General features: G+C 72.5%; 21 protein-coding genes and 1 pseudogene. 12 read left to right on the top strand and 10 right to left on the bottom strand.

What is annotated here, in order from left to right:
* Positions 1–77 precede the first annotated feature (77 nt).
* Positions 78–527, bottom strand: a complete 450-nt coding sequence (locus tag ACZ7LK_RS24540; RefSeq protein WP_392275619.1) for an SseB family protein — start codon at positions 525–527, stop codon at positions 78–80.
* A 218-nt stretch (positions 528–745) separates the two neighbouring features.
* Between ACZ7LK_RS24540 and ACZ7LK_RS24535 the strand changes: the two genes are divergently transcribed.
* The gene (locus ACZ7LK_RS24535; RefSeq protein WP_392275620.1) at positions 746–2,572 is read left to right on the top strand and encodes an acyl-CoA dehydrogenase; all 1,827 of its coding nucleotides are present in this window, start codon (positions 746–748) and stop codon (positions 2,570–2,572) included.
* A 102-nt stretch (positions 2,573–2,674) separates the two neighbouring features.
* Here ACZ7LK_RS24535 and ACZ7LK_RS24530 read toward each other — a convergent pair whose 3' ends face one another.
* Positions 2,675–3,115 carry a DUF6083 domain-containing protein gene (locus tag ACZ7LK_RS24530; protein WP_392275621.1) on the bottom strand — a complete coding sequence of 147 codons (441 nt, stop codon included), beginning with the start codon at positions 3,113–3,115 and terminating at the stop codon, positions 2,675–2,677.
* Between the two features lie 134 nt (positions 3,116–3,249).
* On the opposite strand from ACZ7LK_RS24530, the gene ACZ7LK_RS24525 reads away from it, so the two are divergent.
* The 3 genes from ACZ7LK_RS24525 to ACZ7LK_RS24515 all read left to right on the top strand — a co-directional run bounded on the left by ACZ7LK_RS24525 (position 3,250) and on the right by ACZ7LK_RS24515 (position 5,286).
* Positions 3,250–4,542 carry a M18 family aminopeptidase gene (locus tag ACZ7LK_RS24525; protein WP_392275622.1) on the top strand — a complete coding sequence of 431 codons (1,293 nt, stop codon included), beginning with the start codon at positions 3,250–3,252 and terminating at the stop codon, positions 4,540–4,542.
* Positions 4,543–4,609: 67 nt separating this feature from the next.
* Complete coding sequence (locus ACZ7LK_RS24520) at positions 4,610–4,834, top strand: DUF6458 family protein (protein ID WP_351810706.1); 225 nt, start codon at positions 4,610–4,612, stop codon at positions 4,832–4,834.
* An 80-nt stretch (positions 4,835–4,914) separates the two neighbouring features.
* Positions 4,915–5,286, top strand: coding sequence for a hypothetical protein (locus ACZ7LK_RS24515; protein ID WP_392275623.1), 372 nt, complete (start codon positions 4,915–4,917; stop codon positions 5,284–5,286).
* Between the two features lie 3 nt (positions 5,287–5,289).
* Here the strand turns inward: ACZ7LK_RS24515 and ACZ7LK_RS24510 are convergent, their stop codons facing one another.
* Entirely contained in the window at positions 5,290–7,140 is a 1,851-nt protein-coding gene (locus ACZ7LK_RS24510; protein ID WP_471143330.1) for an NHL domain-containing thioredoxin family protein, read from the bottom strand.
* A 108-nt stretch (positions 7,141–7,248) separates the two neighbouring features.
* Between ACZ7LK_RS24510 and ACZ7LK_RS24505 the strand changes: the two genes are divergently transcribed.
* The gene (locus ACZ7LK_RS24505) at positions 7,249–7,731 is read left to right on the top strand and encodes an LURP-one-related/scramblase family protein (protein ID WP_392275628.1); all 483 of its coding nucleotides are present in this window, start codon (positions 7,249–7,251) and stop codon (positions 7,729–7,731) included.
* A 71-nt stretch (positions 7,732–7,802) separates the two neighbouring features.
* On the opposite strand, the gene ACZ7LK_RS24500 is transcribed toward ACZ7LK_RS24505, so the two are convergent.
* Positions 7,803–8,609: a carbon-nitrogen family hydrolase gene (locus ACZ7LK_RS24500; RefSeq protein WP_471143329.1), complete on the bottom strand. Its 807-nt coding sequence runs from the start codon at positions 8,607–8,609 to the stop codon at positions 7,803–7,805.
* Between the two features lie 168 nt (positions 8,610–8,777).
* On the opposite strand from ACZ7LK_RS24500, the gene ACZ7LK_RS24495 reads away from it, so the two are divergent.
* The gene (locus ACZ7LK_RS24495; RefSeq protein ID WP_392275630.1) at positions 8,778–9,602 is read left to right on the top strand and encodes a maleylpyruvate isomerase family mycothiol-dependent enzyme; all 825 of its coding nucleotides are present in this window, start codon (positions 8,778–8,780) and stop codon (positions 9,600–9,602) included.
* 56 nt (positions 9,603–9,658) lie between these two features.
* Here ACZ7LK_RS24495 and ACZ7LK_RS24490 read toward each other — a convergent pair whose 3' ends face one another.
* Together ACZ7LK_RS24490 and ACZ7LK_RS24485 are read right to left on the bottom strand one after the other, a co-directional pair.
* On the bottom strand, positions 9,659–10,966 hold the full coding sequence (locus tag ACZ7LK_RS24490) for an MFS transporter (protein ID WP_471143325.1): 1,308 nt from the start codon (positions 10,964–10,966) through the stop codon (positions 9,659–9,661).
* Positions 10,963–11,604, bottom strand: coding sequence for a GntR family transcriptional regulator (locus ACZ7LK_RS24485; RefSeq protein WP_392275632.1), 642 nt, complete (start codon positions 11,602–11,604; stop codon positions 10,963–10,965). Before ACZ7LK_RS24485 ends, ACZ7LK_RS24490 begins: the two co-directional genes overlap by 4 nt.
* 271 nt (positions 11,605–11,875) lie before the next feature.
* Between ACZ7LK_RS24485 and ACZ7LK_RS24480 the strand changes: the two genes are divergently transcribed.
* On the top strand, positions 11,876–12,802 hold the full coding sequence (locus ACZ7LK_RS24480; RefSeq protein ID WP_392275633.1) for a D-alanyl-D-alanine carboxypeptidase family protein: 927 nt from the start codon (positions 11,876–11,878) through the stop codon (positions 12,800–12,802).
* A 74-nt stretch (positions 12,803–12,876) separates the two neighbouring features.
* On the opposite strand, the gene ACZ7LK_RS24475 is transcribed toward ACZ7LK_RS24480, so the two are convergent.
* The 3 genes from ACZ7LK_RS24475 to pdhA are packed head-to-tail and all read right to left on the bottom strand — an operon-like array spanning position 12,877 to position 16,504.
* On the bottom strand, positions 12,877–14,322 hold the full coding sequence (locus ACZ7LK_RS24475) for a dihydrolipoamide acetyltransferase family protein (RefSeq protein WP_392275707.1): 1,446 nt from the start codon (positions 14,320–14,322) through the stop codon (positions 12,877–12,879).
* Between the two features lie 29 nt (positions 14,323–14,351).
* On the bottom strand, positions 14,352–15,332 hold the full coding sequence (locus tag ACZ7LK_RS24470) for an alpha-ketoacid dehydrogenase subunit beta (protein WP_392275634.1): 981 nt from the start codon (positions 15,330–15,332) through the stop codon (positions 14,352–14,354).
* Between the two features lie 2 nt (positions 15,333–15,334).
* A complete protein-coding gene (pdhA, locus tag ACZ7LK_RS24465) occupies positions 15,335–16,504 on the bottom strand; it encodes a pyruvate dehydrogenase (acetyl-transferring) E1 component subunit alpha (protein WP_392275635.1) in 1,170 nt (389 codons plus the stop codon).
* Between the two features lie 358 nt (positions 16,505–16,862).
* On the opposite strand from pdhA, the pseudogene ACZ7LK_RS24460 reads away from it, so the two are divergent.
* A pseudogene (locus ACZ7LK_RS24460) lies at positions 16,863–17,199 on the top strand (response regulator); the annotation flags it as partial.
* A gap of 296 nt (positions 17,200–17,495) precedes the next feature.
* Positions 17,496–18,509: a phosphotransferase gene (locus tag ACZ7LK_RS24455; protein WP_392275636.1), complete on the top strand. Its 1,014-nt coding sequence runs from the start codon at positions 17,496–17,498 to the stop codon at positions 18,507–18,509.
* Between the two features lie 127 nt (positions 18,510–18,636).
* On the opposite strand, the gene ACZ7LK_RS24450 is transcribed toward ACZ7LK_RS24455, so the two are convergent.
* Positions 18,637–20,265, bottom strand: a complete 1,629-nt coding sequence (locus ACZ7LK_RS24450) for a protein kinase domain-containing protein (RefSeq protein WP_471143319.1) — start codon at positions 20,263–20,265, stop codon at positions 18,637–18,639.
* A 344-nt stretch (positions 20,266–20,609) separates the two neighbouring features.
* On the opposite strand from ACZ7LK_RS24450, the gene ACZ7LK_RS24445 reads away from it, so the two are divergent.
* The 3 genes from ACZ7LK_RS24445 to ACZ7LK_RS24435 all read left to right on the top strand — a co-directional run bounded on the left by ACZ7LK_RS24445 (position 20,610) and on the right by ACZ7LK_RS24435 (position 24,026).
* Positions 20,610–22,280 carry a protein kinase domain-containing protein gene (locus ACZ7LK_RS24445; protein ID WP_471143316.1) on the top strand — a complete coding sequence of 557 codons (1,671 nt, stop codon included), beginning with the start codon at positions 20,610–20,612 and terminating at the stop codon, positions 22,278–22,280.
* 361 nt (positions 22,281–22,641) lie between these two features.
* Positions 22,642–23,286 (top strand): hypothetical protein, encoded by a 645-nt coding sequence (locus ACZ7LK_RS24440; protein ID WP_471143313.1) that lies wholly within the window; start codon positions 22,642–22,644, stop codon positions 23,284–23,286.
* An 86-nt stretch (positions 23,287–23,372) separates the two neighbouring features.
* Positions 23,373–24,026 (top strand): PadR family transcriptional regulator, encoded by a 654-nt coding sequence (locus tag ACZ7LK_RS24435; RefSeq protein WP_471143310.1) that lies wholly within the window; start codon positions 23,373–23,375, stop codon positions 24,024–24,026.
* The last annotated feature ends 210 nt before the right edge of the window (positions 24,027–24,236 follow it).

Genomic DNA, 24,236 nt, shown 5'->3' with positions numbered 1-24,236 from the left:
GGCTCCGGGGGCGGCTCCTGTGCGGCCATGCGGCCATGCGGCCGCGCGGCTCCGGAAACGCGGAGGGGACGGCCGGGTCAGCCGTACATCCGCCGCATGGCGAAGTCGACCATCTGCTCCACGGCCTTGGCGTCGAACACCATCCGGTGGTCACCCTCCATGTCGAGCACGAAGCCGTACCCGGTGGGGAGCAGGTCGATCACCTCGGCGCCGGTGATCACGAAGTACTTGGACTCCTTGCCGGCGTACCGGCGCAGCTCCTTGAGCGAGGTGAACATCGGGATGACCGGCTGCTGGGTGTTGTGCAGCGCGAGAAAGCCCGGGTTGTCACCGCGCGGGCAGTAGACCTTCGAGGTGGCGAAGATCTGCTGGAAGTCCTCGGCCGACAGCGAGCCGGTGGTGAACGCCCGCACGGCATCGGCCAGCGAGGGCGGCGACGGCTCGGGGTACAGCGGCGGCTGCTGCGCGTACCCCTGCTGGGGGGCGTACTGCTGCTGGGCACCCTGGTTCTGGTCGTAGCCGTACATGCGCGTAAGCGTACCGAGCGGCGGCCGCCGCCGTACGGCCCGTACCGGGGCCCGCGCACCCCGGCGGGCACCCCGTGGGCCACCGGCGGGCCGGGGCGTCACACGTCACAGATCGGCCGATAGGGGTTGCTCTTATTACCGACGGGTAGCATCATCGTAGCTACTAGCTGGTACGTGTACGAGGATTCCGCCTCCCCGAGCCTTACGGAGCCGTCGCCATGGGGCACTACAAGTCGAATCTCCGCGACATCGAGTTCAACCTCTTCGAGGTCCTCGGGCGCGACAAGGTCTACGGCACCGGTCCGTTCGAGGAGATGGACGTCGAGACCGCCAAGAGCGTCCTGGACGAGATGCGCCGTCTCGCCGAGAACGACTTCGCGGAGTCCTTCGCGGACGCCGACCGCAACCCGCCGGTCTTCGACCCCGAGACGAACACCGCGCCGATCCCCGCGTCCTTCAAGAAGTCCTACAAGGCCTTCATGGACTCCGAGTACTGGCGCCTGGGCCTGCCCGAGGAGATCGGCGGCACCACCTCGCCCCGCTCCCTGATCTGGGCGTACGCGGAGCTGATCCTCGGCTCGAACCCGGCCGTCTGGATGTACTCCTCCGGCCCCGCCTTCGCGGGCGTCCTCTTCGAGGAGGGCAACGAGGTCCAGAAGAAGATCGCCCAGATCGCGGTCGAGAAGCAGTGGGGCTCCACCATGGTCCTCACCGAGCCGGACGCCGGCTCGGACGTGGGCGCCGGCCGCACCAAGGCGGTCCAGCAGGACGACGGCTCCTGGCACATCGAGGGCGTGAAGCGCTTCATCACCTCCGGTGAGCACGACATGTCGGACAACATCCTCCACTACGTGCTCGCCCGCCCCGAGGGCCACGGCCCCGGCACCAAGGGCCTGTCCCTCTTCCTCGTGCCGAAGTTCCACTTCGACTGGGAGACCGGCGAGCTGGGCGAGCGCAACGGCGTGTACGCGACGAACGTCGAGCACAAGATGGGCCTCAAGGCCTCCAACACGTGCGAGATGACCTTCGGCGACAAGCACCCCGCCAAGGGCTGGCTGATCGGCGACAAGCACGACGGCATCCGCCAGATGTTCCGCATCATCGAGTTCGCCCGCATGATGGTCGGCACGAAGGCGATCGCCACCCTGTCGACCGGCTACCTGAACGCGCTGGAGTACGCCAAGGAGCGCGTGCAGGGCCCCGACCTGGCGAACTTCATGGACAAGACCGCGCCCAAGGTCACCATCACGCACCACCCCGACGTGCGCCGCTCGCTGATGACGCAGAAGGCGTACGCCGAGGGCATGCGCGCCCTCGTCATGTACACCGCCGCGATCCAGGACGAGATCCAGGTCAAGGAGGCGTCCGGCGAGGACGCCAAGGCGCTCATCGGCCTCAACGACCTGCTCCTGCCCATCGTCAAGGGCTACGGCTCCGAGAAGTCCTACGAGCAGCTCGCCCAGTCCCTCCAGACCTTCGGCGGCTCCGGCTACCTCCAGGAGTACCCGGTCGAGCAGTACATCCGGGACGCCAAGATCGACACCCTCTACGAGGGCACCACGGCGATCCAGGGCCAGGACTACTTCTTCCGCAAGATCGTCCGCGACCAGGGCGCCTCCCTGAACGCGCTCGCCGAGGAGATCAAGAAGTTCCTGGCGGTCGGCACCGGCGGCGAGGAGCTGGCCCCGGCCCGCGACGCGCTCGCCAAGGCGGCCGTGGACCTCGAGGCCATCGTCGGCGCGATGCTGACGCACCTCACCGCCACCGGCGAGGACGTCAAGAACATCTACAAGGTCGGCCTCAACACCACCCGCCTCCTGATGGCCTCCGGTGACGTGGTCGTCGGCTACCTGCTGCTGCGGGGCGCCGCCGTCGCCGCCGAGAAGCTGGAGACCGCCTCCGCCAAGGACAAGGCGTTCTACCAGGGCAAGATCGCCGCCGCGAAGTTCTTCGCCGCGAACATCCTGCCGAACGTCTCCACCGAGCGCGCCATCGCCGAGGGCGTCGACAACTCCCTCATGGAGCTGGACGAGGCCGCGTTCTAGTCACGAGGTCACCGCACGGTCCACGGCGGCCCGCTCCCCGGTCTCCCGGGGGCGGGCCGCCACCGTTCAGCGGGCCGCCGCCGTACACCGGGCCGCCACCGGTCAGCGGCCCGGCGGCCGGCCCGCGCACACCGACCGGTGACTCACCCGGCACGTGTCCGACGGCACCGCCCCGCGCAGGTTGACCGCCGTACCGTCACCCGCGACGAACCAGCGCTCACCGCGCGGGACGCCCGCCGTGGGCCGCTCCGCCAACTCCATCGCCACCCAGCGGCCGTTGACCGTACGGTGCCAGCGGGCCCGCGCCCCGCAGAACCGGCAGGTCATCAGCGAACCGGCACCCGGCCGGCGCGGCGCGGGTATCGAGGCGCGGAGCGTCGCGGCGGTCACCGGCAGGATGTCCCCCAGGCGCACCGGGTCCCGGTCCGGGGTGCCCGTCGCGGCGGTCGTGCACGCCGCGCAGAGCGGCATCCCCAGCGGGGCGCTCCACTCGGCCCCGGGCGTTTCACATGCGGCACAGACGGGCGTGGTCGTCGTGGTCACCAGTGCACCTCCGGTCGCGACCGGCGAGTCAGCGGACTGCTGTCCCGCTACGTCCTCCGATAGTCGCAGCCACCACTGACAATCGACCGCCGACGACGGCCCCCCGCTACTGACCCGCCCGTAAAGTGAAGGCCATGAGCAGCTCACCCCCCCGCTTCGACCGCGGCCACACCGACGACCTCATGACCTTCCTGGCGGAGTCCCCCACGCCGTACCACGCCGTCGCCAACGCCGGTGAACGACTGGAGAAGGCGGGCTTCCGGAAGCTCGACGAGACCGCCGCCTGGGACGGTACGAGCGGCGGCAAGTACGTCGTCCGCGGTGGCGCGATCATCGCCTGGTACGTACCGGAAGGCGCCGAACCCCACACCCCGTTCCGGATCATCGGCGCCCACACCGACTCGCCCAACCTGCGGGTCAAGCCCCAGCCCGACATGGGCGCGCACGGCTGGCGGCAGGTCGCCGTCGAGACGTACGGCGGAACCCTGCTCAACACCTGGCTCGACCGCGACCTGGGACTGTCCGGCCGGCTGACGCTGCGCGACGGCGAGCACCGGCTGGTGTGCGTGGACCGGCCGCTGATGCGGGTGCCGCAGCTCGCGATCCACCTGGACCGGCAGGTCAACGAGGGCCTGAAGCTGGACCGTCAGCGGCACATGCAGCCCATCTGGGGCCTGGGCGACGACGTCCACGAGGGCGACCTGATCCGGTTCGTGGCCGGGGAGGCGGGCGTGGCCGCCGGGGACGTGGCCGGCTGGGACCTCATGGTGCACTCCCTGGAGGCGCCCGCCTACCTGGGCCGGGACCGCGACCTGCTGGCCGGGCCGCGCATGGACAACCTGCTGTCGGTGCACGCGGGCGTGGCCGCGCTCGCCGCCGTGGCGGCCGCCGGCGACCCGGAGTTCATCCCCGTCCTCGCCGCCTTCGACCACGAGGAGAACGGCTCCGAGTCCGACACCGGCGCCCAGGGCCCGCTCCTCGGCGGCGTCCTGGAGCGGTCCGTCTTCGCCCGGGGCGGCGGCTACGAGGACCGGGCCCGGGCCTTCGCCGGGACGATCTGCCTCTCCTCCGACACCGGCCACGCGGTGCACCCCAACTACGCCGAGCGCCATGACCCCACGCACCACCCGCGCGCGGGCGGCGGCCCCATCCTCAAGGTGAACGTCAACCAGCGGTACGCGACGGACGGCAGCGGCCGGGCCGTCTTCGCGGCCGCCTGCGAGAAGGCCGGCGTGCCCTGGCAGACGTTCGTGTCGAACAACGACATGCCCTGCGGCACGACCATCGGCCCGATCACCGCCGCCCGCCACGGCATCAGGACCGTCGACATCGGCGTGGCGATCCTCTCCATGCACAGCGCCCGTGAACTGTGCGGCGCCGACGACCCGTTCCTCCTGGCCAACGCCCTGGTGGCGTTCCTGAAGTAGGCCTCCCCGCGTAGGTGTTGCCGGGCGGGGTACCCGCAACACCTACGCTAACGAGGAGGCGGGAATCATGGGCCTGGGTGGCTGCATCATTCTCATAGCGGTCGGGGCGATCCTCACCTTCGCGACCGACTGGGAAGCACAGGGCGTCAACCTCGACCTCGTAGGGCTGATCCTCATGGCCGTCGGCATCATCGGTGTCGCGACGTTCACGAGCATCGCCCGTCGCCGCCGGGCGGTCGTGCCGCCGGTGGCCCCCACGGTGGTCGACCCCACGGACGACCGGCGCTACTGAGCCGGCCGTGGACACCCGGCCGGCGGCGGACGGCCGCCGGCGAAACATCGGCGAAAGGTCCTGCCTGACACCGTGTCGGCATGGTTCTGCTGGGACAGCACACGGCTTACGTACGCCACCGGGGTCCCCGGCGACGGATGTTCTGGAGCGTCGCCGGGGCCGCCGTGGCCCTCACGGCGGCCGTCGGCGGCACGGTGATCGGCGCGTACGGCGAACGCCCCCCGTGGGGCAGCGACATCGCCTACGAGGCGGGTTACCTCCAGGGCAACCGCACCCGCCACCACGACCCGACCGGCGAGCGGGTGCGGGACCTGCTGGCGGGCGGCTGCGCCCGGCTGGAGGACGGCGGCCTCGGCGGCCGCAAGGCCACCCACGACCCGGGGGCCTGGGTGGCCGGCTGCCTGGACGGGGCGGCGGGCAGACCGTCCCGGCACCAGGGCCTGGCGTACTGACCCCTACGCGGTGTCCATGCCCGCGAGGATCAGCGGGAGCCGGCCCGCGCCCGACTCCGTGACCTTCACCGGCACGCCCCAGTCCTGCTGGTGGACGTGGCAGGCGGGGTACTCGTTGGCCGGGTCGTCGTCACAGGAGGCGGCCATGGCGGAGACGTGCAACACGCCCTCCGTGACGGCCGGGTTCAGCGTCAGCTCCCGGGACAGGTCCGTTCCCGTGCCCTCGCCCGACGCCAGCAGCTCCGGCGGCGTGGACGACACCAGCAGCCGCGTCGACGGTCCGTACCGCTCGTCCAGCTTCTGCCCGGTCGGCGCCCGGAAGACCACGTCCAGCCGCAGCGTGCCGGGCGCGATCTCGGTCGCCTCGCGCCGCGTGCGGTGCGCGACGGCGTCCACCTGGACGGCCTCCTCGGGCAGCCGCAGCCGGGTCAGCCGGTGGCGGGCCGACTCGACGACCACGATGTCGTCGCCCACCAGCACCGCGTCGCTCGGCTCCCGCAGGTCGGTGGCGAGGGTGGTGACCTCGCCGGCCGCCGGGTCGTAGCGGCGCAGCGCGTGGTTGTACGTGTCGGAGACGGCGACCGAGCCGTCCGGCAGGGCCGTCACCCCCAGCGGGTGCTGGAGCAGCGCCTGGCCCGCCTCGCCGTCCCGGTGGCCGAAGTCGAACAGGCCGGTGCCCACGGCCGTGCGGACCGTGCCCTCGGGGTCGACCCACCGCAGCGCGCTGGTCTCGGAGTCGGCGACCCACAGCCGGTCGGCGGTGGCGGCGAGCCCGGAGGGCTGGGCGAACCAGGCCTCGTCGGCGGGTCCGTCGACCAGGCCCTCGTTGGTGGTCCCGGCGGCGACGCGGACGGTGCCCCGCTCCGGGTCGTACGCCCAGAGCTGGTGCACGCCCGCCATGGCGATCCACACCTCGTCCCGCCACCAGGCGACGTCCCACGGCGACGACAGGGCGACCTCGCGGGCGGGCCCGGCGGTGGGGGACCCCTGCCACCACTGCGCCCCGGTCCCGGCGAGGGTGGACACCTCCCCGGTGGCGAGGTCCAGCAGCCGCAGCGCGTGGTTCACGGTGTCGGCCACGACCACGCGGGGCGCCGCGGAGCCGCCGGGCAGCAGGCACAGCCCCTGCGGCTCGTTGAACCGCGCCTGCTCCGCCGGGCCGTCGGTGAGGCCGCGCTCGCCGGTGCCGAACCGCCGTACGACGGTCTCGCCGTCCGCCGCCAGCTCCACCACCTGGTGGCGGGTGGTGTCGGTCACCAGCAGGTTGCCGCCGTCCAGCAGCAGGGCCTTGCCAGGGAAGCGCAGGTGCGTGGCCTCCGGCTCCGGCGGGACGTAGGGCCCGTCGCCGCGCCGCAGGGTGCCCTTGGCCCCGTGCTCGGCCTCCAGCTCCGCGACGAGCGTCCCGATGGCCCGGGCGTGCCCCTCGCCGGCGTGCTGGGCGACGACGTACCCCTCGGGGTCGATCACCACCAGCGTGGGCCACGCCCGTACGGCGTACTGCTTCCAGGTGGCGAGTTCGGGGTCGTCGAGGACGGGGTGGTGCACCTCGTACCGCTCGACGGCGTCCACGACGGCCTGGTGCTCGGCCTCGTGCACGAACTTCGGCGAGTGGACGCCGATGATCACGACGGTGTCCCGGTGCTTCTCCTCCAGCTCGCGCAGCTCGTCGAGGACGTGCAGGCAGTTGATGCAGCAGAAGGTCCAGAAGTCCAGGATCACGATGCGCCCGCGGAGGCCGGCCAGGGTGAGCTGTTCACCCCCCGTGTTGAGCCAGCCGCCCTTGCCGATCAGCTCGGGGGCGCGGACACGGGCACTGCGGGGCGCGGGGGTGGGCGCCGGGGCGGCATCGTTCATGGTTCAAGCTTGCCATCCGGTCGTGAACGCCCGGTCACGGCCGTACGGCGGGGGTGACGATCGCCGCCGTACGGGCCGGTCCCCGGCGCGGGCGGGTACGTATCCATCATGAAATACCTGGTACGCGACAAGATCTTCGCCATCGGCGACGACTACTGGATCGAGGACGAGAACGGGCGGCACGCCTTCCTCGTCGACGGCAAGGCGCTGCGGCTGCGCGACACGCTGGAGCTGAAGGACCCGGCGGGCCGGGTGCTGGTGACGCTGCGGGCGAAGGTGCTGAGCCTGCGCGGGGCGATGACCGTGGAGCGGGACGGCGGGACGCTGGCGACCGTGCGCCGCAAGCGGCTGTCGCTGCTGCGCAACCACTACCGGGTGGAACTGGCGGAGGGGCCGGAGCTGGACGTCAGCGGGCGGATCCTGGACCGGGAGTTCACGATCGGCCGGGACGGCGAGCCGCTGGCCCGCATCACGCGCGCGTGGCTGCGGGTACGGGACACGTACGCGGTCGACGTCGTCCGCGACGACACGGACGCGGCGCTGCTGATCGCGGTGGCGGTGTGCGTGATCCGGATGGCGGACAAGGACTGACCCCGCGGCCGGCGCCCGGGCGCCGGGGCGCCGCGTGCCTCGGGCACCCGGCGACGCCCGGCACCCGCGCGTCAGGGGCGCGGGGGCGGGGGCGGGGGCGTGCCCAGCCGGCGGTCCTTGAGGGCGGGGAAACGGTCGCGGGTGGTGGCCACGAGGGCCGGGTCGAGGTCCACGGTGAGGATCTCCTCCGCCTCGCCCGCCTCCGCGACCACCTCGCCCCAGGGGTCGACCACCAGGCTGTGGCCGGCCTGGGGCACGCCCGCGTGGGTGCCGGCGGTGCTGCACGCGAGGACGTACGCCTGGTTCTCGACCGCGCGGGCGCGGGCCAGCAGCGTCCAGTGCCCGCGGCGGCGGGCGGGCCAGCCGGCGGGGACGGCGAAGGCCAGGGCGCCGGCGTCGACCAGGCCCCGGAAGAGCTCGGGGAAGCGCAGGTCGTAGCAGGTGGCGAGGCCGAGGGGGAGGCCGGGCACGGGCGCGGTCACCAGCTCGTCGCCCGCTCCCATCATCACGGCCTCGCCCTGGTCGAAGCCGAAACGGTGGATCTTGCGGTACGCGGCGGCGAGGTCGCCGGAGGGCGAGAAGACCAGGGAGGTGTTGTACAGCGTCCCGTCGGGGGCGCGTTCCACGAAGGAACCGGCGTGCAGCCAGACGGACGCCTCCGCGGCCGCCCCCGCCATCGCCCGGTACGTCGGGCCGGTCCGCGGCTCGGCCTCGCTCTCGAACGACTCGTACGCGAAGGCCCCCACCGGCCACAGTTCGGGCAGCACCACCAGGTCGGCGATCCCCCGTTGCCCGGCCACCAGGGAACGGACGCGCTCCCGGCGGGAATTCGGCGTTTCGTCCGGGTCTACTGCGATCTGGATCAGCGAGGCGCGCACACTACCACCGTCCTGGCATTCGAGCCGTCAACACGGGCCTACGATCGTCACACGAAAGCACTGCCGGGGTGCCCGCGTGCAGCGTACTGTTTCCCTCCGGGGGCCACCCCCGGACCCCCGGTAGCCGCCGCAGCACCCAGCCCGCGTACGACATGCCCGAGGGGTCCCGTGACCGTCCATCCCAGCCTCCAGCCCTACGCCGACGCCTGGACCCACTCCATCGAAGCGATATCCGAGTTGGTGCAGCCACTCGTGGAGGGGGAGTGGAACCGCGCCACGCCCTGCCCCGGCTGGTCGGTGCGCGACATCGTGTCGCACGTGATCGGCATGGAGTGCGAGATGCTCGGGGACCCGCGCCCGATCCACTCGCTGCCTCGCGACCTCTACCACGTGCGCAGTGACTTCGCGCGCTACATGGAGATGCAGGTCGATGTGCGCCGGCACCACACCGGGCCGGAGATGACCGCCGAGCTGGAGTACACGCTCATCCGCCGGGCCCGCCAGCTCCGCAACGAGAACCGCGCCCCCGACACCCTGATCCGCGCGCCGCTCGGCGCCCAGCAGTCGCTGGAACTGGCCTACCGGATGCGCGCGTTCGACGTCTGGGTGCACGAGCAGGACCTGCGCACCGCGCTCGGCGTGCCCGGCAACCTCGACTCCCCCGGCGCGTACGTCGCCCGGGACAACTTCCTGACCGTGCTGCCGAGGGTGGTCGCCAAGGACGCGGGCGCGCCGCCGAACACGGCGGTCGTCTTCGACGTGCACGGTCCGGTGGAGTTCCTCCGTACGGTCCGGGTGGACGCCGAGGGGCGTGGTTCCGTCGACGGCGCGCCGTCGCTGGGGCCGGCGGTGACGATCGCCACGGACTGGGAGACGTACGTCCGGCTGGCGTGCGGGCGGGTGCGGCCGGCGGCCGTGGCGGATCGGGTGAAGGTGGACGGCGACCAGGAGCTGGCGGAGGCGATCCTGTCCTCCTTCGCGGTCACCCCGTAACCCCGCCGGTCCCCGCCCCGGGCCCGGGCGCGGGCCGGCGCGGGCCGGCGCGGGGGTCAGGCCGGGACGTGGACGGTCTCGACGCGGCTGGCCACCAGCCGGTCCCGCTCCCGCCGGGCGGTACGGGCCCTGAGCCGGACGATCTGCGCCGCGCCCAGGGCCTGGAGGACGAAGACGGACGAGAAGGCGGTCCGGTAGTCGTCGCCGGTGGCGTCGAGCAGGACGCCGACGGCCAGCAGGGTGGTGATGGAGGCGGTGAAGCCGCCCATGTTGACGATGCCGGACGCGGTGCCCTGCCGCTCGGGCGGGTTCGCCGGCCGGGCAAAGTCGAAGCCGATCATCGAGGCGGGCCCGCAGGCGCCGAGGACGACGCACAGGGTGGTCAGCAGCCACATCGGGGCGTGGTCGCCCGGATGGGCGAGGGTGGCGGCCCACACGGTGGCGGTGGCCGCGACCGTCCCCAGGGCGAGGGGCGTCCGGGCGCCGTGGTGCCGGGCGATGACCTGGCCGTAGGTCACGCCGAACACCATGTTGGAGAGCACGGTCAGCGTCAGCATGTCGCCGGCCGTCCCACGGGACAGCCCCTGATCCTCGACGAGGAACGGCAGCCCCCACAGCAGCAGGAACACCATCGCGGGGAACTGGGTGGTGAAGTGCACCCACATGCCGAGGCGGGTGCCGGGCTCGCTCCAGGCCAGGGCGATCTGCCGGCGGACGGAGGCGGCGCCCGCGTGGTGGGCGGGCTCGGGCTCCTGGCCCTCGGGGTGGTCCTTGAGGAACAGCAGGAGCAGGACGAGGACGACCACTCCGGCGAGGGAGCTGCCGGCGAACGTCGCCGTCCAGCCCAGGCCGTCCAGGGTCCGGGCGATCACGATCGTCGAGACGAGGTTCCCGGCGACCCCGAAGAGCCCGGCGACCTGTGCGATCAGCGGCCCCCGCCGGGCGGGGAACCAGCGCGTGCCCAGGCGCAGGACGGAGATGAAGGTCATGGCGTCGCCGCAGCCGAGCAGCGCGCGGGAGGCGAGGGCCATGCCGTACGACGGGGAGAGGGCGAAGCCGAGCTGGCCGAGGGTGAAGAGCACCACCCCCAGGGTGAGGACCTTCTTGGTGCCGAGCCGGTCGACCATCAGGCCGACGGGTATCTGCATCCCGGCGTAGACCAGGAGCTGGAGTATGGAGAAGGTGGACAGGGCGGAGGCGTTGACGCCGAAGCGGTCGGCGGCGTCGAGCCCGGCGACGCCGAGGGACGTGCGGAAGATGACGGCGACGAGGTAGACGCAGACGCCCACGCCCCACACCAGGGCGGCGCGGCGGCCCCCGGGAGGGTCGTGGGGCGGGGTGGTGGCGGAGGGCGGGCTGCTCACCGGTCCTCCCCCCTGACCAGGACCTTGACGCGGCTGACGTGGCGGTGGACGCTGCGGGCGGCGCCTTCGGTGTCGCCGGCGCGGAGGGCTTCGAGGATCTCGGCGTGCTCGGCGATGTTCTTGGCCACCCGGTCGGGGTGGGCCTCCATCACGGCGACGCCCATGCGCAGTTGGCGGTCGCGCATCTGGTCGTAGAGGCGCGAGAGGATCTCGTTGCCGGCGTGGCGGACGATCTCGGCGTGGAAGGCGCGGTCGGTGACGGCGACGGCGGCCAGGTCGCCGGCGCCGGCGTGGTGCCGCTGCTCGTCCAGCAGCCGCTCCAGGCGCCGCAGCAGCGAGGCCGGGGCGGGGACCGCCTTGCGGACGGCGAACTCCTCGACGAGGAGCCGGGTTTCGACGACGTCGGCGATCTCCTGGGCGGAGACGGCGAGGACGAGGGCGCCCTTCTTGGGGTAGAGCTTCAGCAGCCCTTCCATCTCCAGCTTGAGCAGCGCTTCCCGCACCGGCGTGCGGGACACCCCGACGGCCTCGGCGAGTTCCCCTTCGGTGAGGAGCGTCCCGCCCTGGTAGCGGCGGTCGAGGACGGCTTGCTTGACGTGGGTGTAGACGCGGTCGGCGGCGGGCGGGGCGGCAGGCATGCACACAGCATAGATACAAGAGGGGTGCATCAGGGGCCGTTCACGGACCCGTAGGACGGAACTCACAACTCCGGATCACCGGTACCGCCCCGGGGGACCCCCGTCCCACACGAGGGTGACCCGCTCGTCCCACGCCATCCGGATTCCCGTACATCCTTCGGCGGCGCTCGGAGGTCTTGTATCGGGCACTGGTTGCCCACCCGCCAGGTTTGCGGCTTTTCGACGTATGTGAGACCCAGACCCGAACTCGGAGCGTTTTGCTTTGATAACCATGAACAAGGCCGTGCGCCGCGTCGCCACGGTCGCCCTCTCGGGCGGTCTGCTGCTGACCGCCTCCCCGCTGGCCGCACCGGCCGCGGCGGCCACGCCGATCCCGTCCATCAGCGCCAAGGGCGGCTTCATGGTGGACCAGGCGGACGGCAAGGCCATCTACGGCAAGGCGAACACCACCCGCCGCCAGATGGCCAGCACCACGAAGGTCGTCACCGCGATCGTGGTCCTCACCACGCCCGGCGTCGACCTCAACCGCAAGGTGACCATCAAGCAGGAGTACCGCGACTACGTCGTCCGGACCGGCGCGAGCACCGCCGACCTGAAGACCGGCGACAAGGTGACCGTCCGGCAGCTCCTGTCCGCGCTGATGCTGCCGTCCGGCTGCGACGCCGCGTACGCCCTCGCCGACACCTTCGGCACCGGCACCACCACCGCCGCCCGCACCCAGTCGTTCATCGGCAAGATGAACGCCAAGGCCAAGCAGCTCGGCCTGACGAACACGAAGTTCGACTCGTTCGACGGCATCTCGTCGACCGGGAACAACTACACGACCCCGCCGGAGCTGGCGAAGATGGCGCGCCACGCCTTCAGCAGCGCCGTGTTCCGGGACGTCGTCAAGGCCACCTCGTACAAGACCACCGCCACCACGAGCACCGGCGGCACCCGCACGTACACCTGGTACAACACCAACAAGCTGCTCGGCTCCTACAGCGGCGCCGTCGGCATCAAGACCGGTACCGGCACCGCGGCCGGCCCGTGCCTGGTCTTCGCGGCCACCCGGGGCACCAAGACCTATGTGGGCGTCGTGCTGAACGCCCCCGACCGCTTCAACGACGCGGCCAAGCTGCTCGACTTCGGCTTCGGCTCCACCACCGCCCGGACCATGGAGCTGCGCTCCCTCCCGGCGGGTGCCCAGCGCGACTGACCGTCCGCGCACGACACGGTGAAGGGCCCGGACGCGCCGTCGCGTCCGGGCCCTTGTCCGTGTGTCCCGGGCCGTCAGGCCCAGGTGATCAGCCGCTTGGGCTGCTCCAGGACGGCGGCGATGTCCGCCAGCACCTTGGACCCGAGCTCGCCGTCGACCAGCCGGTGGTCGAACGACAGGGCCAGGGTGGTGACCTGACGGGGCTTCACCTTGCCCTTGTGGACCCACGGCTGGAGCTTGATCGCCCCCACCGCGAGGATCGCGGACTCACCCGGGTTGATGATCGGCGTACCGGTGTCGACGCCGAAGACGCCGACGTTGGTGATGGTCACCGTGCCGCCCTGCATGGCGGCCGGGGTCGTCTTCCCCTCGCGCGCCGTGGACACCAGTTCACCCAGGGAGGCGGCCAGTTCGGGCAGCGTCTTGTCGTGCGCGTCCTTGATGTTCGGCACGATCAGACCGCGCGGGGTGGCGGCCGCGATGCCCAGGTTGACGTAGTGCTTGAGCACGATCTCCTGGGCGGCGTCGTCCCAGGTCGCGTTGATCCCCGGGTTGCGCCTGATCGCGACGAGCAGGGCCTTGGCGATGAGCAGCAGCGGGTTGACCCGGAGCCCGGCCATGTCCTTGTCGGCCTTGAGCTCCTCGACGAGCTTCATCGTGCGGGTGACGTCGACCGTGATGAACTCGGTGACGTGCGGCGCGGTGAAGGCGGAGCCGATCATCGCCTGCGCGGTGGCCTTGCGGACGCCCTTGACGGGGACGCGGGTCTCGCGCCCGGTCGCCGCCGGCTGTTCCTGCGTGCCCTGCGTCACCGGCTGCGGGGCCTGCTGCGGCGCCTGCTGCACGGGGACGGCGGCGGGCACGGCGACCGAGGCGGCGGCCACGGACACCGCCGCGTGGACGTCCTCGCGGGTGATGATCCCGTCCGGGCCGGTCGGGGTCACCGTCGCCAGGTCGACGCCCAGGTCCTTGGCCAGCTTCCGCACGGGCGGCTTGGCGAGGGGCCGGGAGGCGGCGGGGGCGGCGGGCGCCGCCGGGGCCGCGGGGGCGGCCTGGGCGGCCGTCGCGGTGCCCGCGTGGCCGTTCAGCTCGCCCTGGACGGCGGACTGGGCGGCCGTACGCTCCACGGGCGCGGCGGCCCCCTTGCGCGGACGGCGCTTGGTGGACGTCTCGGCGACGCCGTAGCCGACCAGGACGGGCTGGCGGCCCGTCGGCTCGGCGCCGTCGTCGCCCGCGGCGTCCTTCGCGGCCGGCTCGGCGGCGGCGGGCTGGGCGGTCTGCGGCTGCGCGTCGGCGTCACCGCCGACGTTCACCGAGATGATCACCTCGCCGACGTCGACCGTGGTGCCCTCGGGGAAGCGCAGCTCGTGCACCACCCCGTCGTACGGGCACGGCAGCTCGACGGCCGCCTTCGCCGTCTCGACCTCGCAGACGACCTGGCCGTCGGTGACGGTGTCACCGGGCTGGACGTACCACTTGAGGATCTCGGCCTCGGTGAGCCCCTCGCCCACGTCCGGCATCTTGAAATCGCGGATCACGGTGGGTCTCCTCAGTACGCGAGCGAGCGGTCGACGGCGTCGAGCACCCGGTCGAGGCCCGGCAGGTATTCCTCTTCCAGCCGGGCCGGCGGGTACGGCGCGTGGTAGCCGCCCACCCGGAGGACGGGTGCCTCCAGGTGGTAGAAGCACCGCTCGGTGATCCGGGCGGCGATCTCGGCCCCGGAGCCGTAGAACACCGGCGCCTCGTGGACGACGACCAGCCGGCGGGTCTTCTCGACCGAGGCCTGGACGGCGTCGAAGTCGATCGGGGACATCGAGCGCAGGTCGAGGACCTCCACCGACCGGCCCTCCTCGGCGGCCACCGCGGCGGCCTCCAGGCAGACCTTGACCATCGGCCCGTACGCGGCCAGCGTCAGGTCCGTGCCCTCGCGCACCGTGCGGGCCTTGTGCAGCTCGCCGGGGATGGCCTCGGTGTCGACCTCGCCCTTGTCCCAGTAGCGGCGCTTCGGCTCGAAGAAGATCACCGGGTCGTCGCTCTGGATGGCCTGCTGAAGCATCCAGTACGCGTCCGACGAGTTCGAGGGCGAGACCACCTTCAGACCCGCGACGTGCGCGAACAGCGCCTCGGGCGACTCGCTGTGGTGCTCCACGGCGCCGATGCCGCCGCCGTACGGGATGCGGATGACGACCGGCAGCTTGATCTTGCCGAGCGCCCGGGCGTGCATCTTGGCGAGCTGCGTGACGATCTGGTCGTACGCGGGGAAGACGAAGCCGTCGAACTGGATCTCCACGACCGGGCGGTAGCCGCGCAGCGCGAGGCCGATCGCCGTGCCGACGATGCCGGACTCGGCGAGCGGGGTGTCGATGACCCGCTCCTCGCCGAAGTCCTTCTGGAGACCGTCGGTCACACGGAACACGCCGCCGAGCTTGCCGACGTCCTCGCCCATGACCAGGACCTTGGGGTCGGTCTCCAGGGCCGTGCGCAGCGACTCGTTGAGCGCTTTGGCGAGAGGGAGCTTCTGTACTGCCATGGTTACTTGCCCTCCCCGTCCGCGTCGGCGAACGATGCCTGGTAGGCGGCGAACTGCGCCCGCTCCTCGTCGACGAGCGCGTGCCCGTCGGCGTACACGTGGTCGAACATCGCCATGTGGTCGGGGTCGGGCATGGCCCGGACGGCCTCGCGGACGCGCTTGCCGAGCGTCTCCGACTCCGTCTCCAGCTCCTCGAAGAACGCGGCGTCGGCGAGACCCTGCTTCTCCAGGTACGTGCGCAGCCGGAGGATCGGGTCCTTGGCCTCCCACGCCACGCGCTCGTCGTCGAGGCGGTAGCGGGTGGGGTCGTCGGAGGTGGTGTGGGCGCCCATGCGGTAGGTGAACGCCTCGACGAGGGTCGGGCCCTCACCGCGGCGGGCACGCTCCAGCGCGGAGCGGGTCACGGCCAGGCAGGCGAGCACGTCGTTGCCGTCGACCCGGACGCCGGGGAAGCCGAAGCCCTGCGCGCGCTGGTAGAGCGGGACGCGGGTCTGCTTCTCGGTCGGCTCGCTGATCGCCCACTGGTTGTTCTGGCAGAAGAACACGACCGGGGCGTTGTAGACGGCGGAGAAGGTGAACGATTCGGCCACGTCGCCCTGGCTGGACGCGCCGTCACCGAAGTAGGCGATCACGGCGCTGTCGGACCCGTCCTTGGCGACGCCCATGGCGTAGCCGGTGGCGTGCAGGGTCTGCGAGCCGATGACGATGGTGTAGAGGTGGAAGTTGTTGCTGGTGGGGTCCCAGCCGCCGTGGTTCACCCCACGGAACATGCCGAGCAGGTTCGTCGGGTCGACCCCGCGGCACCAGGCGACGCCGTGCTCGCGGTAGGTCGGGAAGACGTAGTCGTCGTCGCGCAGGGCCCGGCCGGAGCCGATCTGGGCGGCCTCCTGGCCGAGCAGCGAGGCCCACAGGCCCAGCTCGCCCTGGCGCTGGAGGGAGGTTGCCTCGGCATCGAACCGGCGGGTCAGCACCATGTCGCGGTACAGGCCGCGCAGTTCCTCGGGGCTGAGGTCGATGTCGTACTCCGGGTGCTGGACGCGCTCACCCTCGGGCGTCAGCAGCTGTACGAGCTGGGGCTCGGCGCTCTGGGCGCCGGATGCCTTGGTTGCGCTCGCGCTGGTGCGCTTACTGCTGCGTCGCGGCTTGCGCGCGGCAGTGCCTTCCACGGTCACGTGCGTGCTCCTCCGTCTGTCCGGCCCCCGGGGTCCGCCGGGATGGCTGGGGTTCTCCCTGACTCCGATAGAGCGCGGGAGAGCGGCTCGCCTGTCTCCGTACGTGTGCACGGGGTGGGTGCCCTCGACCGGGAACAGGCGTGACAGGTGCCCCGGCGAGCCCCCTGTCATAGGCACGTTACCCAGTGCACCGCATTACTGCGAAACCCCCTTTGACCTGCGTTTTTGCTTGGATTTCCAAGTAAATCGCAAAGGGGTGGACAAATGACTGGTCACAGCCTCGTGAGCCGCCGGAACAGGGGGCACGTTATCCCGCGCACCCCGGGCACGGGAAGAGCCAATATGTGAGACTGGGACCGTGCGCGAAGACGGAAAAATCACCGTATTCCTGCTGGACGACCACGAGGTCGTCCGGCGCGGCGTTCACGAAACACTCTCCGCCGAGGGCGACATCGAAGTCGTCGGAGAGGCCGGTACGGCGACAGACGCCCTGGTCAGGATTCCGGCGACCCGTCCCCGACGTCGCCGTTCTCGACGTCCGGCTGCCCGACGGCAGCGTGGCCGAGGTGTGCCGGGAGATCCGGGCCCTGGACGAATCCATCAAATGCCTGATGCTCACCTCCTACGCGGACGACCCGGTGGCCACCGCCCGGGTGCCGGCGCGGCGCTCCCAGGCGGCGGCCTACGTGGCCCGGACGCAGGCGGAGCGGCAGCACTGACCCGGGGCCGGGCGACGGCCGGGAGGACGATCGAAGTGTTCGGCCCGCCGATCGAGGTGTTCGCCCCCGCTCGATCAAGGTGTTCGGCCCGCCGATCAAGGTGTTCGGCCCCGCCCGATCAAGATGTTCGGCCCCGCCCGATCAAGATGTTCGCCCCCGCATACGTCCGGGAACACCCCCGCCGACCAGGTGTCCACTCCCTGGACGGTCTCCGCCGACCGGGTTCTGCGGAGCGACAAAATCACCACGCTCCGTGATCTAACATTTGGTGAGTGCCGCGCTCATATGCAACCGCCGTCCCACCCGTGAGTGCGCTCCTGCGCCGCTACGACGACCCGGGCGAGCCCCTGTCCTGCGAGCCGGTCACCCAGGGCCTCCTCAACCGCGGCTACCGCCTCGCCACCACCCGCGGCGCGTACTTCCTCAAACAGCACCTGGACGCCCCCACCGCCGACCGCGCCACCATCGTCCGCCAGCACCGCGCCACCCAGCGGCTGCACGACCTCGGCGTCCCCGTCGCCCCGCCGCTGCCCGACGCCGGGGGCGACACGGTCGCCGAGATCGACGGCCGCTGCTACGCCCTGCACCCCTGGATCGAGGGCCGGCACCGGGCCGGCGCCCAGCTCACCACCACCGGCTCCGCCCGTCTGGGCGCGCTGTTAGGCCTGGTGCACACCTGCCTGGAGCAGGTCATGGAGCCGCACGCGGGCCGTCGGCACAGCAGCGCCGACCCGGAGGAGACCTTCCGGGTCATCGACCGGCTCCTGGCCCTGGCCCGGGCCCGCCGGCCCCGGGACGCCTTCGACGAGCTCGCCGAACACCGGCTGCTGGAGCGGCGGCGGCTGCTGGCCGACCACTCGCACCGGCGTCCGCCCCCGGCGTCCGCGGGCGGCTGGGTGCACGGGGACTTCCACCCGCTGAACCTGCTCTACCGGGGCGCCGAGCCCGCCGCGATCATCGACTGGGACCGGCTCGGGGTGCAGCCGCGGGCGGAGGAGGCGGTACGGGCGGCCGCGATCTTCTTCGTGGAGCCGGCCGGCGGCCTGGAGCTGGCCAAGGTACGCGCGTACGCCCGGGCGTACCGGCGGGCGGCCGGGGCCGACCCGGCCGAGCTGGCCGCGGCGGTGCACCGGGTGTGGTGGGAGCGGCTGAACGACTTCTGGATACTGCGCTGGCGCTACCAGCTCCACGACGGCAGGGCCGACCCGCAGTTCCCCGCGGCGTCGGCCCTGGCGGTGTGGTGGACGAGGGAGTACGAGGCGGTCCACGACGCCTTCACCGGCTGAGCGTCGCTCCGGAGCCCCCGGAGCCCCCCTGAGCACGTACGGGGCTCCCGGGGCGCCCCGGGGGCGTGCGCCGCCCCGGGAAGCGCGGCGGCCCGAGCGCGCGGTGCGCCCGGGCCGGGGCGGGCGGTCAGGCGCCGCCGACGCCCGTGGTGGTCGCGCCCTGGTCGGTGGTCCCGCTGGTGGTACCGCCCTGGTCGGTGGTCCCGCTGGTGGTACCGCCCTGGTCGGTGGTGCCACTGGTGGTACCACCCTGATCGGTACCGCCGTCGGTGGTGCCGCCCTGGTCCGTACCGCCGTCCGTGGTACCGCCCTGGTCGGTGCCCTCGGTGGTGCCGGGGGTCGACGGCGTACCGCCGGTGGGAGGCGGCGGGTTGTCGGTCCGGGGCTGCGAGGGCGTGTCGGGGTTCTGGTTGCCCCAGTTGCCGCCGCTGTTGCCGTTGCCGCCCGAGGAGCCGCCCGGGTCCTCTGTCTGCTCGTCGGTCTTCTCGTCGGACGGCGAGGGGCTGGTGGTGTCCCCCGTCTTGGACGGCGCCGTGGTGGCCGGCGGCTTCTGGTTGCCGTCGTCGGACGGCTTCTTGGTCTGGTCGAGCGCGTACGCCACACCCGCCACGATCGCGATCAGCGCGAGCGCCGCGAACAGCCACATCTTGCCGCGCCCGCTCCGGTGCCCCTGCCCGCCGTCGTACGCGTACGCGCCGTCGTCCGGGTTCGGCGGCGGCAGGATCGCGCCCTGCGAGGTGTCGCCGTGCATCGGGTGGCCCATCGCGGTGGTCGCCGCGACGCCGCCGGCCGGTGTGCGGCCGCCTTCGTGCATCTCGACCGGCCCGGTGTTCCAGGTGCCGGTGTGGCTGCCCTGCTGCTGGAGCATCTGGAGCCCGTACTGGACCAGACCGCGCATCTCCTCCGCGCTCTGGAACCGGTCGTCCGGGTCCTTGGCGAGGGCGCGCATGGCCAGGCCGTCGAGCTCCGGCGGGGCGACGTCGGAGACCTCGGACGGCGGGACGGGGATGTCCTGGACGTGCTGGTAGACCACCGACAACGGTGTCTCGCCGGTGAAGGGCGGGCGCAGCGCCAGCAGCTCGTACAGCAGGCAGCCGGTGGCGTACAGGTCCGAGCGGTGGTCGACGGCCTTGCCGAGGGCCTGCTCGGGCGAGAGGTACTGGGGGGTGCCCATGACCATGCCGGTCTGGGTCATGGTCGACTGCGCGCCGTGCAGGGCGCGCGCGATGCCGAAGTCCATCACCTTGACCGCGCCGCTGTGCGTGATGATCACGTTCGCGGGCTTGATGTCGCGGTGCACGATGCCGTGCTGGTGCGAGTAGGCGAGCGCCTCCAGGACCCCGGAGACGATGATCAGCGCCTGCTCCGGCGGCGGTGCCTCCGCGTTGACCAGGAGGTCGCGGATGGTGCGGCCCTCGACGAGCTCCATCACGATGTACGGCACGGACTGGCCGTTCACCACGTCCTCGCCGGAGTCGTACACGGCGACGATGGCGTGGTGGTTCAGCCCGGCGACCGACTGGGCCTCGCGGGTGAAGCGGGCCTTGGAGACCGGGTCCTCGGCGAGGTCCGCGCGCAGCAGCTTCACGGCCACGGTGCGGCCCAGCCGTACGTCCTCGGCCGCGAACACCTCGGCCATGCCGCCCCGGCCGAGACGGTGGGTCAGCCGGTAGCGGCCGTCTCCGACGAGTCCGCCGGCGCCCCACTCAGCGGACTCCGGCACCCCGCCGCCGCCTGCCTCGGATTCGGATGCCATCAGTCCTCGCCGTCGTTTCTGTCCGCGTGCTGTGCGCGTGCGGTGTGCCGCCGTGTCTTAAGGGGTACTACGTCACGTCACGCTACAGCCTTCGCGCGCCGCGCCGGTCCGGGATTGACCGGCCATCCAACCGCTTCCCCGTACGCCTGTGCAAATCTCCCGCGCTTTCCATGGCGGTCGGGTACGGGTCCGGTAACGCTTCCGAGACGCTTCTTGTGCGTACGGTCACGGATCGGGCACCCGGCTTGACGTGTCACTGCCCTCGGGCAGACTTGGCCCGTAAAAACCGGATCACCGCGATTCACCGCGACCACCAGGGACGCGCGCGCACGGGGGAGCAAGACATGAGCCAGGACGGCGCACAGGGCCGCTATGCGGGCGGCTCGGTGGCGAACGGCCGGTACCAGCTTCGCGACCTGCTCGGCGAGGGCGGCATGGCGTCCGTGTATCTGGCGTACGACAGTGCGCTGGACCGGCAGGTCGCCATCAAGACGCTGCACACCGAGCTGGGGCGCGAGCAGTCGTTCCGCGAGCGCTTCCGCCGTGAGGCGCAGGCGGTCGCCAAGCTTCAGCACACCAACATCGTGTCGGTGTTCGACACCGGCGAGGACGACCTCGGCGGCTCGCTGATGCCGTACATCGTCATGGAGTACGTGGAGGGCCGGCCGCTCGGCTCGGTGCTCCAGGCGGACATCCAGGCGTACGGCGCGATGCCGGCCGACAAGGCCCTCAAGGTGACCGCCGACGTGCTCGCCGCCCTGGAGACCAGCCACGAGATGGGCCTGGTCCACCGGGACATCAAGCCGGGCAACGTGATGATGACCAAGCGCGGGGTCGTCAAGGTCATGGACTTCGGCATCGCGCGCGCCATGCAGTCGGGCGTCACGTCGATGACGCAGACCGGCATGGTCGTCGGCACCCCGCAGTACCTGTCGCCCGAGCAGGCGCTGGGGCGGGGCGTGGACGCCCGCTCGGACCTGTACTCGGTCGGCATCATGTTGTTCCAGTTGCTGACCGGGCGGATCCCGTTCGACGCGGACTCGCCGCTGGCCATCGCGTACGCCCATGTCCAGGAGGAGCCGGTCGCGCCGTCCTCCATCAACCGGTCGATCACGCCGGCGATGGACGCGCTGGTGGCGCGTGCGCTGAAGAAGAACCCGAACGAGCGCTTCCCGAGCGCGGCCGCCATGCGCGACGAGTGCCTGCGGCTGCTGTCGGCGGGCCAGGGCCAGACGGGTGCCCCGGTGATCGTGCAGGGCGCGCCGCACGCCAACAGCGGCGCGGGCGTGGGCTCGGCGGTCTTCCCGCCGGTCGACCACACCACCCCGGCGCCCGGGCCGCAGAGCGTCCAGACGCCGTACCAGCCGCCCTACGGCACCCCGGCGCCGGCGCCCTCCTACGGCTACCCGCAGCAGCCGGCCCCCGCGTACCAGACGCCCGGCCCGCACGCCCCCGGCCCGCACACCCCCGGCCCGCACACGCCCGGCCCGCACACGCCGGCACCGGCGTACACGATGTCCCCGCAGACCGCCCAGGGGCCGCGCAACGGCGGCAAGAGCAACACCCCGGTGGTCGTGGGCGCGATCGCGGTCGCGCTGCTCGTCGTCGGCGGCCTCGTCGCCGCGATCAGCCTGAGCGGCAGCGACGACGACCCGGGCGGCACGCAGGCGGGCGGCGGCGGCGCGAGCCGGTCGGCGGCGGCCGACCCCGCCTCCGGCGGCGAGCACAAGCCCCCGGAGCGCAACCGCACGATGGAGACCACCAAGTGCACGGACGCCTCGGAGGACACCGACGACCCGTCGAAGGTCCAGGCCCCAAGCTTCACGTACAAGGACGTCATCTCCGTCAAGAGCTGCCTCCAGGCGGCGGGCTGGAAGTACACGATCAAGGAAGTGGACGACCCGCAGTACGCCGAGGACCAGGTGATCTCGCAGTTCCCGACGGAGGGGACGGCCGTGGTTCCCGGCAACCAGACCTTCGAACTGACCGTCGCCACGGGTGACCCGGGTCAGTGACGCAGCGGTGAGCCGCAGGTGCGGGCCGGGAGCCGCCGACGGGCGGTGACCGTTCCCCACCGAGCCGGTGGGCGGCGGCCGACCGTTTCCCCGCCGAGCCGGTGGGCGGGGGTGACGGTTTCGCCGCCGAGCCGGTGGGCGGGGGTGACGGTTTCGCCGCCGAGCCGGTGGGCGGGGGCCGACCGTTTCCCTGCCGAGCCGGTGGGCGGGGGTCCGCGGGGGCGGGTCCGCCCGGCGTAACTCCTGTGGGTGGCTGTGGTGGCGCCCGGGATGCCGCTGCGCGGTCGCCGTGTGACGCTGAGTGCGTTGTGGGGCCGGAACGCTCGGCTCCTGGCGGCTCGGTACGGGAGGGGGTCACCCGGTGGCTCCAAGGCTCTGCTCACGGTGTGCGACGGCGGTCGCGGCGCTGCTGCTGGCCGCGTCCTTCCTGTGGGGCGCCCCGGCCGCGTACGCGGAGGAGACCGACCCCGCCCTCGATCCGGTGGCCGGGCTCGTCCCGCCGCCCGGGGACGAGAGCAGCCCCAGCCCGTCCGCCGGCGTTCCCTCGCCGTCCCCCTCGGCCTCCCGGTCCGCCGCCGGGGCCGATACCGCGCCCGGATCGGTCGCCGGACCCACCCGTCACGCCCCCGCCTCGCCGTCACTGGCCGGGCGGCCGGCCGGGGAGGGGCGGCAGCGGCCCGGACGGCCCGCGTCGCCGTCCGCGTCACCGTCCGGTGACGTGTCGCCGGGGCCGTCGGCCGGCACGGCACGGCCCCCGCGTACCAAAACGGCAACAGCGCCGGGGCTGCCCCAGGGCCGGGAGACGGAGGCCGAAGCGGTACCGGAGGAGGAGTCCCCGGCCGCCACCGACACGCCGCACTCGCCGCCCGCTGCCGCGTACGAGCCCGCCGCGCAGACCGCCGACACCCTCGCTGACCGGCAGATTCCGGTGCTCACCCTGGGCGTCGGACTGGCCATGATGGGGCTCGGCCTGGGCTTCCTCGGGCTGCGCATGAGGCGCCGCTGACTCCTCGTCGTCCCCCTCACGACGGATCCCGCGGGTCCCTCTCAGGACGCTTGTCGGGCCCGGCATACTCGGTATACATACTGAGTATGTCCATCCGCCACGGGCTTCTCGCCCTTCTCGAACGCGGCCCGCGCTACGGCTCCCAGCTCCGTACGGAGTTCGAGTCGCGCACCGGCTCGACCTGGCCGCTCAACGTCGGCCAGGTCTACACGACGCTCAGCCGGCTGGAGCGTGACGGCCTGATCGAGGAAGGCGGCGAGGACGAGGCGGGGCACGCGCTGTACGCCATCACCGACGCCGGCCGGGAAGAACTCAGGGTCTGGTTCGAGAAGCCGGTCGACCGGACCAGTCCCGCCCGGGACGAACTGGCGATCAAGCTCGCCATGGCGGTCGGCGCCCCCGGCGTCGACATCCGCGACGTCATCCAGTCCCAGCGCCGCCACACCATCAAGGCGATGCAGGACTACACGCGCCTCAAGGCGCAGGCCCTCGCCGCCCTGGAGAGCGGGGCGACGCGGGAACGGGACGACGTGGCGTGGCTGCTGGTCCTGGAACAGCTCATCTTCCAGACCGAGGCCGAGGCGCGGTGGCTCGACCACTGCGAGGCCCGCCTGATCCGGCTCTCGGCCGTCGCCCACCGGAGCGGCGCCGGGGCCGGTGCGGCCGGCGACACTCCCGCCCGGGCCGTACGCCCGCACGTGCCCGGACCGGCCCGCACGGCCTCCCGCCCGGGCCCCTGACCCACCGGGGCCACCGGGCGGAGCCCGTGCGCCCGACCCGGCGGGGCCCGTGCGCCCGACCCGGCGGGGCCCGTGCGCCCGACCCGGCGGGGCCCGTACGCCCGACCCGGCGGGGCCACCGGCCCCATCCGACCCGTCCGACCTCACCAGCCCCACCCGCCCCGCCCGCCCCAGGGGGACCTGACCGTCCCGCCCTGGCACCGCATCACC

It is taken from the genome of Streptomyces sp. NPDC039423 (genome assembly GCF_055598725.1).
This window is presented reverse-complemented; position numbering and strand designations above follow the sequence as displayed.

What these genes read in the sequence shown, in the direction of transcription:
- ACZ7LK_RS24540 (WP_392275619.1), bottom strand. Translation starts at nt 527, where the DNA reads ATGTACGGCTACGACCAGAACCAGGGTGCCCAGCAGCAGTACGCCCCC.
- ACZ7LK_RS24535 (WP_392275620.1), top strand. Translation starts at nt 746, where the DNA reads ATGGGGCACTACAAGTCGAATCTCCGCGACATCGAGTTCAACCTCTTC.
- ACZ7LK_RS24525 (WP_392275622.1), top strand. Translation starts at nt 3,250, where the DNA reads ATGAGCAGCTCACCCCCCCGCTTCGACCGCGGCCACACCGACGACCTC.
- ACZ7LK_RS24520 (WP_351810706.1), top strand. Translation starts at nt 4,610, where the DNA reads ATGGGCCTGGGTGGCTGCATCATTCTCATAGCGGTCGGGGCGATCCTC.
- ACZ7LK_RS24515 (WP_392275623.1), top strand. Translation starts at nt 4,915, where the DNA reads ATGGTTCTGCTGGGACAGCACACGGCTTACGTACGCCACCGGGGTCCC.
- ACZ7LK_RS24510 (WP_471143330.1), bottom strand. Translation starts at nt 7,140, where the DNA reads ATGAACGATGCCGCCCCGGCGCCCACCCCCGCGCCCCGCAGTGCCCGT.
- ACZ7LK_RS24505 (WP_392275628.1), top strand. Translation starts at nt 7,249, where the DNA reads ATGAAATACCTGGTACGCGACAAGATCTTCGCCATCGGCGACGACTAC.
- ACZ7LK_RS24485 (WP_392275632.1), bottom strand. Translation starts at nt 11,604, where the DNA reads ATGCCTGCCGCCCCGCCCGCCGCCGACCGCGTCTACACCCACGTCAAG.
- ACZ7LK_RS24480 (WP_392275633.1), top strand. Translation starts at nt 11,876, where the DNA reads ATGAACAAGGCCGTGCGCCGCGTCGCCACGGTCGCCCTCTCGGGCGGT.
- ACZ7LK_RS24475 (WP_392275707.1), bottom strand. Translation starts at nt 14,322, where the DNA reads ATGCCGGACGTGGGCGAGGGGCTCACCGAGGCCGAGATCCTCAAGTGG.
- ACZ7LK_RS24470 (WP_392275634.1), bottom strand. Translation starts at nt 15,332, where the DNA reads ATGGCAGTACAGAAGCTCCCTCTCGCCAAAGCGCTCAACGAGTCGCTG.
- ACZ7LK_RS24450 (WP_471143319.1), bottom strand. Translation starts at nt 20,265, where the DNA reads ATGGCATCCGAATCCGAGGCAGGCGGCGGCGGGGTGCCGGAGTCCGCT.
- ACZ7LK_RS24445 (WP_471143316.1), top strand. Translation starts at nt 20,610, where the DNA reads ATGAGCCAGGACGGCGCACAGGGCCGCTATGCGGGCGGCTCGGTGGCG.
- ACZ7LK_RS24435 (WP_471143310.1), top strand. Translation starts at nt 23,373, where the DNA reads ATGTCCATCCGCCACGGGCTTCTCGCCCTTCTCGAACGCGGCCCGCGC.